General features: G+C 63.5%; 17 protein-coding genes. 7 read left to right on the top strand and 10 right to left on the bottom strand.

Annotated elements, in window-relative coordinates:
• Positions 1-301 precede the first annotated feature (301 nt).
• The 3 genes from VLR48_RS15235 to VLR48_RS15225 form a co-directional block, all read right to left on the bottom strand.
• Complete coding sequence (locus tag VLR48_RS15235) at positions 302-511, bottom strand: hypothetical protein (RefSeq protein WP_325292609.1); 210 nt, start codon at positions 509-511, stop codon at positions 302-304.
• A gap of 67 nt (positions 512-578) precedes the next feature.
• The gene (locus VLR48_RS15230; protein WP_325292608.1) at positions 579-1,169 is read right to left on the bottom strand and encodes a reverse transcriptase domain-containing protein; all 591 of its coding nucleotides are present in this window, start codon (positions 1,167-1,169) and stop codon (positions 579-581) included.
• A complete protein-coding gene (locus tag VLR48_RS15225; protein WP_325292607.1) occupies positions 1,151-1,615 on the bottom strand; it encodes a hypothetical protein in 465 nt (154 codons plus the stop codon). The genes VLR48_RS15230 and VLR48_RS15225 overlap by 19 nt, the downstream gene beginning before the upstream one ends.
• A 21-nt stretch (positions 1,616-1,636) precedes the next feature.
• Here VLR48_RS15225 and VLR48_RS15220 point away from each other — a divergent pair, with 21 nt between their 5' ends.
• The gene (locus VLR48_RS15220) at positions 1,637-2,059 is read left to right on the top strand and encodes an EAL domain-containing protein (protein ID WP_325292606.1); all 423 of its coding nucleotides are present in this window, start codon (positions 1,637-1,639) and stop codon (positions 2,057-2,059) included.
• Positions 2,060-2,235: 176 nt separating this feature from the next.
• Here the strand turns inward: VLR48_RS15220 and VLR48_RS15215 are convergent, their stop codons facing one another.
• Positions 2,236-2,835 carry a fasciclin domain-containing protein gene (locus tag VLR48_RS15215; RefSeq protein ID WP_325292605.1) on the bottom strand — a complete coding sequence of 200 codons (600 nt, stop codon included), beginning with the start codon at positions 2,833-2,835 and terminating at the stop codon, positions 2,236-2,238.
• Between the two features lie 344 nt (positions 2,836-3,179).
• On the opposite strand from VLR48_RS15215, the gene VLR48_RS15210 reads away from it, so the two are divergent.
• Positions 3,180-3,365 (top strand): hypothetical protein, encoded by a 186-nt coding sequence (locus VLR48_RS15210; protein WP_325292604.1) that lies wholly within the window; start codon positions 3,180-3,182, stop codon positions 3,363-3,365.
• A 7-nt stretch (positions 3,366-3,372) separates the two neighbouring features.
• Here the strand turns inward: VLR48_RS15210 and VLR48_RS15205 are convergent, their stop codons facing one another.
• Together VLR48_RS15205 and VLR48_RS15200 are read right to left on the bottom strand one after the other, a co-directional pair.
• Positions 3,373-4,266, bottom strand: a complete 894-nt coding sequence (locus VLR48_RS15205; protein WP_325292603.1) for a glycosyltransferase — start codon at positions 4,264-4,266, stop codon at positions 3,373-3,375.
• Positions 4,263-5,690, bottom strand: a complete 1,428-nt coding sequence (locus VLR48_RS15200; RefSeq protein ID WP_325292602.1) for a GH1 family beta-glucosidase — start codon at positions 5,688-5,690, stop codon at positions 4,263-4,265. The genes VLR48_RS15205 and VLR48_RS15200 overlap by 4 nt, the downstream gene beginning before the upstream one ends.
• A 297-nt stretch (positions 5,691-5,987) precedes the next feature.
• Between VLR48_RS15200 and VLR48_RS15195 the strand changes: the two genes are divergently transcribed.
• The gene (locus tag VLR48_RS15195) at positions 5,988-6,962 is read left to right on the top strand and encodes a metallophosphoesterase (RefSeq protein WP_325292601.1); all 975 of its coding nucleotides are present in this window, start codon (positions 5,988-5,990) and stop codon (positions 6,960-6,962) included.
• Positions 6,963-7,033: 71 nt separating this feature from the next.
• Here the strand turns inward: VLR48_RS15195 and VLR48_RS15190 are convergent, their stop codons facing one another.
• The 3 genes from VLR48_RS15190 to VLR48_RS15180 form a co-directional block, all read right to left on the bottom strand.
• Complete coding sequence (locus VLR48_RS15190) at positions 7,034-7,519, bottom strand: CDP-archaeol synthase (RefSeq protein WP_325292600.1); 486 nt, start codon at positions 7,517-7,519, stop codon at positions 7,034-7,036.
• Positions 7,520-7,702: 183 nt separating this feature from the next.
• Positions 7,703-8,173 (bottom strand): YbaK/EbsC family protein, encoded by a 471-nt coding sequence (locus VLR48_RS15185; protein ID WP_325292599.1) that lies wholly within the window; start codon positions 8,171-8,173, stop codon positions 7,703-7,705.
• A gap of 241 nt (positions 8,174-8,414) precedes the next feature.
• Positions 8,415-9,215, bottom strand: coding sequence for an inositol monophosphatase family protein (locus VLR48_RS15180; RefSeq protein WP_325292598.1), 801 nt, complete (start codon positions 9,213-9,215; stop codon positions 8,415-8,417).
• Between the two features lie 76 nt (positions 9,216-9,291).
• On the opposite strand from VLR48_RS15180, the gene VLR48_RS15175 reads away from it, so the two are divergent.
• From VLR48_RS15175 to VLR48_RS15160, 4 genes are all read left to right on the top strand, one after another.
• The gene (locus tag VLR48_RS15175) at positions 9,292-10,083 is read left to right on the top strand and encodes an RNA methyltransferase (RefSeq protein ID WP_325292610.1); all 792 of its coding nucleotides are present in this window, start codon (positions 9,292-9,294) and stop codon (positions 10,081-10,083) included.
• Positions 10,084-10,108: 25 nt separating this feature from the next.
• Positions 10,109-10,876 carry a serine O-acetyltransferase gene (gene cysE, locus VLR48_RS15170; RefSeq protein ID WP_325292597.1) on the top strand — a complete coding sequence of 256 codons (768 nt, stop codon included), beginning with the start codon at positions 10,109-10,111 and terminating at the stop codon, positions 10,874-10,876.
• 85 nt (positions 10,877-10,961) lie between these two features.
• Entirely contained in the window at positions 10,962-11,444 is a 483-nt protein-coding gene (gene iscR / locus VLR48_RS15165) for a Fe-S cluster assembly transcriptional regulator IscR (RefSeq protein ID WP_325292596.1), read from the top strand.
• Positions 11,445-11,606: 162 nt separating this feature from the next.
• Positions 11,607-12,182 carry an iron-sulfur cluster co-chaperone HscB C-terminal domain-containing protein gene (locus VLR48_RS15160; protein ID WP_325292595.1) on the top strand — a complete coding sequence of 192 codons (576 nt, stop codon included), beginning with the start codon at positions 11,607-11,609 and terminating at the stop codon, positions 12,180-12,182.
• A gap of 67 nt (positions 12,183-12,249) precedes the next feature.
• Here the strand turns inward: VLR48_RS15160 and VLR48_RS15155 are convergent, their stop codons facing one another.
• On the bottom strand, positions 12,250-12,708 hold the full coding sequence (locus VLR48_RS15155; RefSeq protein ID WP_414718614.1) for a rhodanese-like domain-containing protein: 459 nt from the start codon (positions 12,706-12,708) through the stop codon (positions 12,250-12,252).
• Positions 12,709-12,977: the final 269 nt, after the last annotated feature.

Below are 12,977 nucleotides of genomic sequence, written 5' to 3'. Positions count from 1 at the left end.
GGCGCGACGAGGCGGCGTCGTGGTTCTACGCCAACGCGTTGCAACGCAGTCGGGCGCCGCGCGGGGCGTGCTCCAGGGGTCGTAGCGGCCTGCACCCGGCAGATGAGCCGTCAGACGAGCGCGATCGTCAAGGCCGTCAAGACCTTGCATGAAGCACAAAGCGGTCTCCGGGTAGAGACAGCCATTACTGTACCGCCCCCCCCCCACAGATCCGGACGTGACCAATTCGGTCATCCGGTTCCTCGGGAAACCAGGATCGCAACACGGATCCCGGCACATCACTTCGCTACCCCGCAAACGATCAGACGCGGTGGAGGATCTTGGGTTGCGGCAGTGGCAGGCGTTCCAGTAACGCTGCAAACCTGGCCCAGGGCATCGCGTTCTTGCTGCTGCGGCGATGGAGCCAAAAGCGCCAAGCGCGCTCCACCTGGTCGCGTACCGCCGCCAGGGCGCGCATGTTGCATCGCACACCGAAGTATTGGTAGTGCCCGCGCAGCTTCGCGCACAACACCCGGTGTTGGTCCGCCAGGGGCCGGTGCCGATTGCGGCGACACCACTCCCGGATTCCCCGGATGGTCTTACCGACCTTTTTGCGCGCGGTCTTGCGTTTGATGACCCAAAATCCCCGCCTTGACCTCGCCCAGTAGTGGGTGAATCCGACAAAGCCGAAGGTGCTGGCTCCCCGCCCCGCCCGCGCGTTCGGGTCCGCGCGGGCCGACTGAAGTCGAGCAGGCGGCTCTTCTCCGGGTGCAGTTCCAGTCCGTTTTTCCGAAGCGTTTCGCCAAGGCGTCCATGACGCGCCGGGCATCCTCTTCGTGCGCGAAACCGATGACAAAGTCGTCGGCAAACCGCACCAGGAAACAAGGTCCGCTCATCCGTGGCTTCACTTCGGTCTCGAACCACACATCCAGTACGTCGTGGAGATAGATGTTCGCCAGCAGCGGGCTGATGACCCCGCCTTGTGGCGTCCCTTTGTCGCTGTAGCTGAGGTGTTCTCCTTCCATGATGCCGGCGTTCAACCATGTGCCGATCAGCCGCAGTATTCCACCGTCATTGATCCGTTGCCGGATGAAACTCCGTAACCAGCCCCAGTCAATGTTGTCGAAGAATCCCGTGATGTCCGCGTCGTCAATCCATCGGATGTCGTGCGTCATGCACTGCTCGCGCAAGTCCGCGAGGGCGTCGTGGGCGTTGCGCCCTTCCCGAAAGCCATAGAGGACGGCAGAAAATCCTGCTCGAATACCGCCCCCATCAGCATCGATACCGCTTTTTGGACGATCTTGTATTCGATTTCCGTCAGCCCGATCGGGCGCTTCTTGCCGTTGTCCTTGTCGATCCACACGCGCTTGATCGGCGGGGCCACATAGGTCCGCCGTCTCAGCCGCTCGTGCAGGTCCCGCAGGTTGGCCTCCAAGTCCCTGGCGTAGTCCTTCACAGTGATCCCGCTCAGTCCCGGTGCGCCGTCACGGCGCAGCAGGAAAAAAGCTTCTCGAAGACAGTCGAAATCCATACCGTGGATCAGGCTGGTGAAGACCCGATCCGGATGTGCAATCGCTTGCTCTGCGATTTGCCGAAGTTGTGTTGAGATGAGGAGTGGCCTCCGCGTGCCGCTCATCTTGCCCCCCGGCAAAGCGTTATGCTCGGCTTCGCCTTCCCTACAGCGGGTCCCTTGGGTCTCGGTTCCCCGCCTTCTCGGCTTGTCCACTCTTGCGCCATCGGTACTATGCTCGGGACCGGCTTCGCCTCCTTGAGCGACTTGAACCGATTGCCCGTACAAACCATCAAGATCGACCGCGCCTTCCTGGCCGAGATCGGCAGCGGAGGGCCCGGGGAGTCTCAGGCCGAGACGATCGCCAAGGCCATCATCGGTCTGGGCGCAAACCTCGGTCTTCAGGTCGTCGCCGAAGGGGTCGAGACCGAGGCCCAGAATACCTTCCTGATCGATCACGGCTGTCGGGAGGCGCAAAGCTACCTCTTCTGTCGACCGGGACCGGCCGATCGCATCGAGGCGCTGCTTCGAGGAGGGATCGTCGAGCCGGGAGCCGAGCCGATCGACTGAGCCGCCATGTGTACGGCGGCGCTTTCAAAACGTCGGCCTTCGTCTTCCGCCCGCACCGTGGAATGGCGGACGATCCATTGAAAAAGGGCGCACCGCGCGGTTCGGACCGCGTCGATACGCCCTTCGAGGTCACAACGGCAACGGGGTCAGAAGGGCGGGAGACCCGCCCGATCCGACTAGAGCATCACGCGATCGATCACATGGACAATGCCGTTCTTGGCGACGATCGACTGCGACACGGTCGCGTCACCCACCTTCAGATTGCCCTGGATACCCACCGGCACTCGCTCTCCAGCCAGATTGGTGGCGGTCAGACCCTGCATCATCTGAGTCGCGCTCAGGCGACCCGGGGCGATGTGTGCCGAGATCAGCGTCTGGAGTGCGACGGGATCCGCCAAGAGTGCCTCGAGCTGCTCCTTCGGAACCCGTGCAAAGGCCTCGTTGCTGGGCGCGAAGATGGTGTAGGGCCCGTCACCCTCGAGCATCGCCTCGGATCCTGCTGCCTCGATGGCCGCCTGCAGCTGACTGAAGATCGCCGAGCCACCGGTGATGTCGCCGAGTGTCTTCTCCGAAGCGTAGCCCGGAGCGCGCGTGGTGTCGTAGGCGTTGAGTGAATCGGACGGTTTGGCGTTGACCAGTCCGGCGCGTGCCCGCTCGCGGGTCTCCTCGTCCGCGTACTTGCTGCCGAGTGCGAGTGCAGTCAGCGGGCCCAGAGCGATCGCCAGAACGACGGCGATGGTCCAAGAATTCGTCTCGGGTGCTTTTTCGGTGCTCATCGTCGAATACCTCTGCGTGTTAGGACGAGTTGAAGGACTACGACGGTGACGAACGGCATCGAGCCCGCTGCGCCACTACATTTACCTACCCACGCGGTCAACTATTAGGGCGACCTGAACGGACACAAGAAATACTATTTTCAGAACATGGTCATTTTTGTTCTTGCTGGCTTGACGACCCGGCGTCGAAAGCGCGATCACGGCCCAGGGGGCCTTTATATGAGGCGCTGTGCTTGATTTTGTTCGGTATCAGCAAACATAGTCGACGAGATAGAAGCAGATCTTGTACAACGTTTGCACACCCGACGTTCAATCACCGACTCGCAGCCATAGGAGCAAAAATCATGTCAGCCGGAGCCTTTAAGGGGATCGAGGTCTTGTTGATCGCAGGCGGCGTCTTCTGGTTCGCCTACTCGCAGATGAAGGCATTGAAGCAGCCGACGCCCGGCGCGCAGACGTCGGAGGCCGAACCGCAAGGTGAGTCGGCGACGCAGACCGCCGCCGAGGAGTCGACCCGAGACAAGAGCTGAGCGCGCATCAGCGCGAGAGGTAGGCCCGGACGGACTCTTTCAGGGTATCGAAATTCCGTCTGATCTCTGCCATGGCATCCTGAACCTCAGGGGTCACTTCCTTGGAGATCCGGCGGATCGCTGCAGCATGCTCGTCTCGCCACTCCGCCATCCGCTCGCGTAGACGTTTCAGGGTCTCGTCCGCTCCTGCGGCCTTGTCCTTCTCGTCGTAACCGAAGCCGTATTCGACGATGTCCTCGGTCACCTCGCCCTTGAAGAGGCGGTACAGCTCGACCTGAACACACTTGGCGCTGTAGCTGAAGCGCCCGTCCTTCTCGAGCCGACGCACGCTCATGCGGATCCGGGTCGACTCGAGCATGTGCAGGGGCGCATAACGGGCAGCGCGTTTGACGAAGTCGTGATCCTCGGCGAGACGCAGCGACTCATCGAACCCCCCGACGCGATCGAACAGCGCGCGATCCACGAAGATCGCGAATCCGCCGGCATGTGGATCCGTCTTCAGGCTGAGCTTGACGAACGTGTTGGCCAGCTCGAAGAGCAGCTCGTCGAGCGGATTATCCGAGTCCGGCTCGAACCAACAGGTCGCAAGGCGCATGCCTTCGGTGTCCATCTCCGACAGGGCCTTCTCCAGAAAATCATCCGGCGGCAGCACATCGGCGTCGAAAAAGAACAAACGCTCGCCCTGCGCGACTGCCGCGCCGCGGTTACGCCCGACCGCCGGCATCCCACCGTCGACGAGGGTCACACCGCGCGAGCGACAGATCTCGCGCGTGCCGTCGGTCGAGAGGGCATCGGCGACGATGATCTCGAAGTCGCGAAAGGTCTGTCGTTCGAGCCGGTCGAGCAGTTTGGGGAGCAGACCGGACTCGTTCAACGCGGGAATGATGACGCTAGCCTTCATGGTGTTGCCCTCGCGAGGTCGTGCTCTTCGATCAGATCGAGCGAGTCGTCGAGCGCCGTCGCAAGCAAGGATCGATACATGGGATCGGGGAGATCGAACCCGCCCGTGCGGCAGACCGATGCGTACCAATAGGCACTCGACTTGGGTGTGCGTTTCAGTGTGTCGTAATCGATGTGGACGAGCCCGAAGCGCTTAGACAGGCCCAAGGCCCATTCGAAGTTGTCCAGCAGACTCCAGACGAAATAGCCGCGAATATCGCTGCCGGCGTCCAGCGCCTTGCGCAGCATGAAGAGATAAGCCTCCAGATAATCACGCCGCGCCGGGTCTTGAACGCTGCCGTCGGCCTCGACGCGGTCGGCGAAGGCGGCACCGTTCTCGGTGATATAGACCGGCGGATTGTCGTAGCGCTCGCGCAGCCAGGTGAGCGTGTCGAGAAAGCTGCGCGGGTAGATCTCCCAGTCCATGTCGGTATGCACCGCGTTCGGATCCGGGCTGCGCGCCAGCCGAAAACCGAGCCATGGCAGTCGGCTGCGCTCGATGATGATGCGCGAGTAATGGTTCACGCCGACGAAGTCGACCGGCTGACCAATCAGGTCCAGGTCACCCGGGCGCAACGTCCAGTTGAAGACCGAAAGGAGACGCCGAACCGGGTTCGGATACCTGCCGGCCAGGATGGGATCGGCGAAGAGCCGGTTCGCCAAGGCATCGATCCGCTCGGCGATCCGGACATCGCCGCGCCGCCGCGGGATCACCGGAAACAGATTGAGCGCGGGCCCGACCTGGGCATCCGGGACCAGACCGCGCAGACGCTGCAGCGCCGCACCGTGGGCCAGCAACAGATGATGCGCAACGCGAAACGCCATCAAGGGGTTCCGCCGACCGGGTGCATGATCGCCCGATACATAACCCGCGGCGACCACCGTGAGCGGTTCGTTGACGGTGACCCAATGCTTGACGCGATCCCCGAGACGGCGCGCGACGACCTCGGCGTAATCGGCGAAACGCCAGACCGTCGCACGCGCCTCCCAGCCTCCGCGCTGCTCCTCGAACCAGGGGAGATCCCAGTGATAGAGGGTCACGAAGGGTCGGATGCCGCGCTCGAGCAGGCCGTCGACCAGCCGATCGTAGAAATCCAGCCCGCGTCGGTTCGGCTGCGCGTGTGGTCCGCCGATCACCCGCGGCCAGGAGATCGAGAAGCGATAGGCCCCCAGGCCAAGCGTCGCCATCAGATCCAGGTCGTCGGTACAGCGGCGATAATGATCGCAGGCGACACCCGCGTGGCTGCCGTCCTGCACACACCCGGGGCGCGCCGTGAAGCGATCCCAGATCGAGGGCGCCTTGCCGTCGACATCGGGGGCACCTTCGATCTGAAAGGCCGCCGTGGCGGCACCCCAGGTCAGATTCTCGGGAAATTGGATTCGCATCGTCCTGAAGCCTCTCCGCCTGAATCCGGCGCGCGACGAGATAAGCTACCGTTCGATAACAACTGGTCCATCTCAGCCCCTCTCCCCTCGCGGGAGAGGGGTTGGGGAGAGGGGGAGAATGGACCGGAATGGCTAAGGTGTTTTTGAACCCTTCCCAAGGCATCGTCCACGCGCGGGATCTAAGGTCACGTTGTCGCGCCCTGCCGTATGATAGGTTCGGACAAGATGACAGAACCAACTCGGGCGGAACACCTCTCGACCCCGTCTTTACACCACCGCCAAGGCATCGATCAAGGCATGGACACCGAAGACACGCCGAACGATCTCGACAGGATCGACCTCACCGGCATGGCCGCACGCATCGGCCGCACCCACCTGCGCCAACGCTTGGGGCTGGAAGGCGACCATGAGGTCTTCGTGCTGCGCCGCCCCGGCGCCCACTTCTTCTACCCCGAGAACTGGTACTCGGTTCACGGCGTGATTCGTGCGTGTTTGCGGATCAGCGGACTTTACGCCCGCGCCCAACGCAACGCCCGCAGCATCCAGGTGAAACACCACCGCGTCGCCATTGCGAACCTGCCCTCGGCATTCGAGGGCTTTCGCATCCTGCATCTGACCGATCTGCATGTAGACATGGACGAGCGCAACACCCACGCCATCAGCGCGTGCGTGCGCGGCCTGAACTACGACCTCTGCGTGCTGACCGGCGACTATCGCGCCCGCACCTTCGGACCGATCGACCGTGTTCTCTCAGGGATGGCGACGATCCGACTCCAGCTCAAGGGTCCGGTGTACGGGGTGCTCGGCAACCACGACACCCTGCGTCTGGTGCCTGGCCTCGAGGCGCTCGGGATCCGCTTGCTGCTGAACGAGGCGGTCGTCATCGAACGCGACGGCCAGTTGATCCACCTCGCCGGCGTGGACGACGCCCATTACTACCAGGTCCACAACATCGACCGCGCATCCGCCGAGATCCCGGACGAGGCCGTGTCCATCCTGCTCTCGCACACGCCCGAGATCTACCGGCTGGCCGCTCACGCCGGTTTCGACCTCATGCTGAGCGGTCACACCCACGGCGGTCAGATCTGTCTGCCCGGCGGCGTGCCGATCGTCTGGGACGCGCGTTGTCCCCGCGCCATGGCCTCGGGTCCCTGGCGCTACAACGCGCTGATCGGCTACACCTCGGTCGGCGCCGGCACCTCGGTGGTCAACGCCCGCCTCAACTGTCTGCCGGAGGTGACCCTGCACGAGCTGCGACGCGCGCCGCTCTAGCCGCCGCGCCATGCCGATCTCGGTGGCGACCGAGATCGCCGACCCGCCGTCCGCAAGGGACGTCATCTCCATCAGCCGATCCTCTTGATCATCCGACGCAGCCTCCCCGCAAAGGGCGTCAAGAGCAGATCGGTCAGTGCAAAGGCGATCACGACGATGACGACCCCGGCTGCCGAGAGATCCAAGGCCGCCATCAGAAGGACCGCCGGGATGAGTGCCTCCGGGATCTCGTCCAAGAAGAGCACGGGCTCACTGGGCTGCCGCCGCAGACGTCGTTTGATGAAGCTGGCGAGGAGATCGCCCGACATGGCGCCCAGAGCGGCGACCAGGCCGAGCAACCAGGGCAAACCGAGCAGCGCGGCAAGCAACGGCGTCGTCAGCAGGGCCGCGCCGAGACCGCGCCAGGTCTTCGACGTTCCGAGCCAAGGACGACCGTCGCGGAAGAGCCGTCCGCCGTCGAGCGGGTGTGCGAGTCGAGGCCCGAGAAGCAGGCGTGCCAAAACCGGCACGCCGTTCGCCCAGACCACCAACGCCAGCATCTGTAGGGTCGGAGTCATCTGCGCGGCATGATTCCCGAACGCTCGCCCCTTGATTGTGCCGCTCGCCTCCGAGCGGCATCCTGAAATCCGTCACCCCGGATCCGGCATTAGAACCCGACCGTCGGCTACGGGATGCACGCATGCGTGCGTGGCGTGAAAACCCGCATGACGCACGAGGCGCTCGACCGCCCGGATCCAGGCTCAGATATGCCGGCCGACGTCGACAACCTCTGCAGCACGCATGAGGTCGGCAAACCTAGCCCCGGAGATCTTGACGAGATGCTCGTGGTCGCCGGATTCCAAATAAACCTCGGGCAGGTTCAAAAGATGACGATCCACGAGCGTTTTCAGCCCGTAGGCCGCACCGACCGGAGGCACGGCTCCGGGCTCGCAATCCGGAAACAGCCCCGCCAACTCCGCCTCGGTCGCGAGACCCACCGGCTCGCCGAGATGCTCGTGAAGGCGTCCCAGGTGGACATGATAGTCGGAGGGAACCACGACCAGGAGAGGGTGCCCGTCTTGGTTGACCACGACACCCTTGGCCAGTCGATCGCCGGGGACATGCGCCGCCTGCGCCGTGTCCATGCTCGCCCCGGTGTGCGGATGGCGAACCAAGGTAAAGTCGATGCGGTGTTCCTCGAGGTAAGACTCGAGCGTGCACGGAATGGACATGATGACCTCCTCCGCTGGATTGACTCACAGAGAAGTCTAGACCCTTCGCCGGGATCCGCAGCCGCAAAACCGCACCCTTCGCGCGCCCGACGCCTCGTCCGCAATCAAAGCGTCGTCGAGACGCAATTCCGAGCAATAACAGACAAAGAAGAAATCGGTTAAACCGTGTCTCCGCCTACATCCGAGGGTTGATGCACGCCTGAATTCAAGCCATCGGAGCCCATATCCCGCCGGACGCGGTTTATGCCTTCAACTGCTCGGTGAGATGAGGCGTCAGGAGATCCAGCATCGCGCGATGCACCTTAAGGTTTCCGGCGATCAGATTGCCGGTCTCGAGAAAGCTCTTTCCGCCGGCGAGATCCGTCACGGTGCCGCCCGCCTCGGCGACCAGGAGCGCACCCGCCGCGCAATCCCATTCGGCGAGACCGATCTCCCAGAAGCCGTCGGTACGCCCGGCCGCCACATAGGCAAGATCCAGTGCGGCCGAGCCCGGCCGGCGCAAACCCGCGGTGGCCAGGGTCATGTCCTTGAACATGCGCAGATAGACGTCGATGTGGCGCTGGTCGCGAAAGGGGAAGCCGGTCCCGATCAGCGCACCTTCGAGCGAGGGGCGATTGGCGACGCGGATCTTGCGGTCGTTCAGTTGCGCGCCCTGACCGCGGGCGGCACTGTACATCTCCTCGCGCAGCGGGTCATAGACCACGCCGCACTCGAGCTGGCCCTTGTGCTTGAGCGCGATCGAGACCGAGAACTGCGGGAAGCCGTGCAGATAGTTGGTCGTGCCGTCGAGAGGATCGATGATCCACTGGAAATCGCCTCGACCCTGTGCGCCGCTTTCCTCGGCGAGGATCGCATGATCCGGGAAGCGTGCCCGCAGCTCCTGGATGATGAGCGCTTCGGCACCGCGGTCGATGTCGCTCACGAAGTCATTGCGGCTCTTGGACTCGACCTTCAGCGAGTCGACGCGATCCATGTAGCGCAGAAGGAGCTTGCCGGCACTGCGTGCGGCGCGAATGGCGATATTGAGGCTTGGGTGTTGCATAGTGTGCAAGATAACCGATGCGCGTCACCGATCAAAGATTGACAATCTACTGATGTTCTGAAGAACTTGCATCATGATGACAGAGAACCCCGACAACGCCCTCGCGCGCATCCGTTTCGTCCTCGTCGAGCCCAGCCTCAGCGGGAACATCGGGGCCGTCGCCCGAGCCATGAAGACCATGAGCCTCTCGCGACTCGAGCTGGTCGCGCCCAAACAATCCATCGATGCCGAGGCCCTTGCCCGCGCCTGCGGAGCGGACGACCTGCTGCAACGCGCCGGGATCCATGCCGACCTGCCCGGAGCGATCGCCGACTGTCGACTCGTCATCGGCACGAGCGCGCGTCGGCGTACGCTCGATTGGGAGACCCTGGAGCCGCCCGAAACGGCCCGCAAACTGCTTGCGGAGGCCGCCGAGGGCGAGGTCGCGCTGTTGCTCGGGCGCGAGAGCTCCGGCCTGACCAATGCGGAGCTGGCCCGCTGTCAGTTTCTGGTCCACATCCCGACGAACCCGGACTTCAGCTCGCTCAACCTCGCGGCGGCGGCACAGGTCTTCGCTTACGAGATCCGGCGTTGTTGGCGCGAGGGCCTCCCCGAGCCGACGGACGCACCCTCGAGTGGCCTGTCGAGCGAGACGCCGCGCGATCTCGCTACGGCGCAGGAGCTCGAGGGACTGCACGCTCACCTGGCCGACACCCTGCGCGACATCGGCTTCGGCGACCCGGACAGCTCCAAGAAGCTGCTGCTGCGGCTGCGCCACCTCTTCAATCGCGCGCGCCCGGATCGCGTCGAGACCAACATCCTGCGCGGCATCCTGAGCGCCGCACAAGGGCGCAAAAGCGGCAAACGGTCGACGCCTTCGACCGACTGAATAGACGTCTCAAAGGCTCGCATCTATGTTCGAACGATTGAAGGAAGACATCGCCTGCGTCTTCGAGCGCGACCCCGCGGCGCGCACCGGGTTCGAGGTCTTCACCACCTACCCGGGCGTGCACGCCGTGCTGATCCATCGGCTCACGCATCGGCTGTGGAAACACAATCTCAAGTGGCTCGCCCGCGTGCTCTCCAATCTGGCGCGACTCTTCACCGGGATCGAGATCCATCCGGGCGCCGTGATCGGCCGACGCTTCTTCATCGATCACGGCATGGGTGTGGTGATCGGCGAAACGGCGGTGATCGGCGACGACTGCACCCTCTATCACGGGGTGACCTTGGGCGGCACCACCTGGCAAAAAGGCAAGCGCCATCCGACCCTTGGGCGCGATGTCGTCGTCGGCGCCGGGGCCAAGGTCCTGGGTCCGCTCCTGATCGGCGACGGCGTGCGCATCGGCTCGAATGCCGTGGTCGTGAAATCGGTCCCGGCGGGCGCGACGGTCGTCGGCGTCCCTGGTCGTATCATCGAGCCGGCGAAGGACGCGACCACACGCCGACGCGCCGACACCGCCAAGCGCATCGGCTTCGATGCGTACGGCGCGACACGCGACGCCCCCGATCCGATCGCCAACGCCATCAACCGCATGCTCGACCACATCCACCACATGGATCAGCGCGTCGAGCAGATGTCCAGAGCCCTCGAAAGCCGCGGCATCATGGAGCACTTCGAGCACGACCCCACGCTCGACGAGGTCGAGATCCCGCCCGCAACCGACTCGAGCTCGGTTTAATCGCAATTTCGATATGGATTAATTGATCGCCGTGGTCGGGTACCGTATCATCCCGTGCGATATCGATTAACGGAGCGAGGTGCTCGTGAGACTGACAACGAAGGGCCGCTATGCGGTCACGGCAATGCTCGATCTGGCCATTCATCAAGGCCAAGGCCCCATCGCGTTGGCCGACATTGCCCAACGCCAAGGCATTTCACTGTCCTACCTCGAGCAGCTGTTCGCGAAGCTGCGACGGCGCTCGCTCGTCACCAGCGTCCGCGGCCCGGGCGGCGGGTACAACCTGGCCCGCCAGGCCGCCGACATCCACATCGCCGAGGTGATCGCCGCGGTCGACGAGAACGTCGACACGACCCGCTGCGGCGGCGCGCACAATTGCCAGAACAACGGCCCCTGCCTGACCCACGATCTCTGGCATGACTTGAGCGATCGCATCTACGATTATCTCAACCACATCAGCCTGCAGCAGCTCGTGGAACGACGCGACGAAACCGGCAACCGCCCCGGCACGACCTGCACGGCGGTCGATGTCAAACTCGGCGTTCAACGCATCGTCGCAAACGCCTGAAGCGGAGGTTGTCCTCGCGGCCTCGTCGTACGAGACCGACGTCTTCCGAGCCGAAGGCGCGTCTCGACCTCGCCGAAACCATGCTCGCCGCTTGCCTTCGGTGACCTGCACGCACTAGGATTCGATCTCGGTTGTCGGATTTCGGGTCGAGGCGCGCCGCAGGTGGCAACGATCTCCGCCGTTGTGGACGGCTCCAAAAACTATTTCGATCTCTTCGATCTGCCGATCGGGTTTGTCGTCGACCAGTCCCGCCTCTCAGAGCGCTACCGTGCACTGCTCGACGGAGAGGTCGCAACCTCCTACGGAAATGCGCGATCGGCCCACGTCTCGCCGCCGGAACGGTCGCCGATCGAGATCGAGCTGGCTTACCGGACCTTGCTCGATCCCTTGGCACGAGCCGCCTACCTGCTCGACCTCCTGGATTGTCGAAGCGAAGGCTACGGGGCGAGCGCTGGTGAATACGGCGCCCTCGGGGGCTTCCTGATTGCCGAGATCGAGCTGCGCGAAAGCCTCGACGAGGCGGTCAGCCGGCCGGATTCAGCTGCCGCGGTGGCCGGAATCCTGACCGATCTCGCCGAGCAGGGGGCCTCTTTGGAGAAGGATCTGGAGCGCGTGCTCGCCGATCCGTCTCCGCAAAACCTAGTCGCCGCGCGCGAGATCCTGCGACGGCTCGAGCTCGTCGGGACCTGTCGGCGCGATGCGGAGGACCGTCGAGCCGCATTGACGTCCCCGGCCTGAGCCATGCCGCCGGTCGCCCGCCCGGTCCGGGACGGAACGGGCCGAGCGACACGCGGCGCCTAAGGACTCAGCACTGCTCCCAGGGCAGTCCGCGAAAGCGCCAACCGCCTTGGGTGCTTCTGTGGTGCTGCTCGTCGAGATCGCCCTCGAAGCCCTCGTCGACGTGATAGACGGCCTTGAGCCCGTGCTGGACCAGCGCCCTGCCGGCCTCGAGCGAGCGCTTGCCGCTGCGACAGATCAGGATGACCGGCGCGCATCCCGTTCCCGGCTCGCAGACGGCGCCGCCGAGCAATAGCTTGCGGATCTCGGTCACGAAGTGAGGGTTGACCACCCAATCCGGCTCATCGATCCAGGGGACATGCACGGCACCCTTGGGATGACCCACGAACAGAAACTCCATCGAGGAGCGGATATCCACGAGGACCGCCTGGGGATGCTCTTCGAGCATCTCGAAGGCCTCTTGGGGCGTCAGTGGCCTGGGATGATCATCGTTCACGCAGGGATACCTCGTTTGGTGGTTAATCATGTGTCAGAAATCGGTTAAGCACCGAATCTAATCGTTGTCGTTGTCGTTGTCGTTGTCGTTGTCGTTGTCGTTGTCGTTGTCGTTGTCGTTGTCGATTACGACAACTTGCGGCGAGCAGTTTAACAAGCTATACCTCTTATAGCCATAAACTGCACTTTCCTCATGTCGCTTGTCAGCAATGCTCGATAACGTTCTGACTTCGATTTAAACTTGTCTCTACCGACGGGCCGCCTTGTAGTTTTTTTGCGACGATGATCAGAATCGAGTTC

The sequence above is a fragment of the Thiocapsa sp. genome (genome assembly GCF_035467215.1).
In the GTDB taxonomy this organism is placed as follows: Bacteria; Pseudomonadota; Gammaproteobacteria; order Chromatiales; family Chromatiaceae; genus Thiocapsa.
Note: the sequence above shows the minus strand (reverse complement) of the source record. Positions and strands in the feature narration are given on the sequence as shown.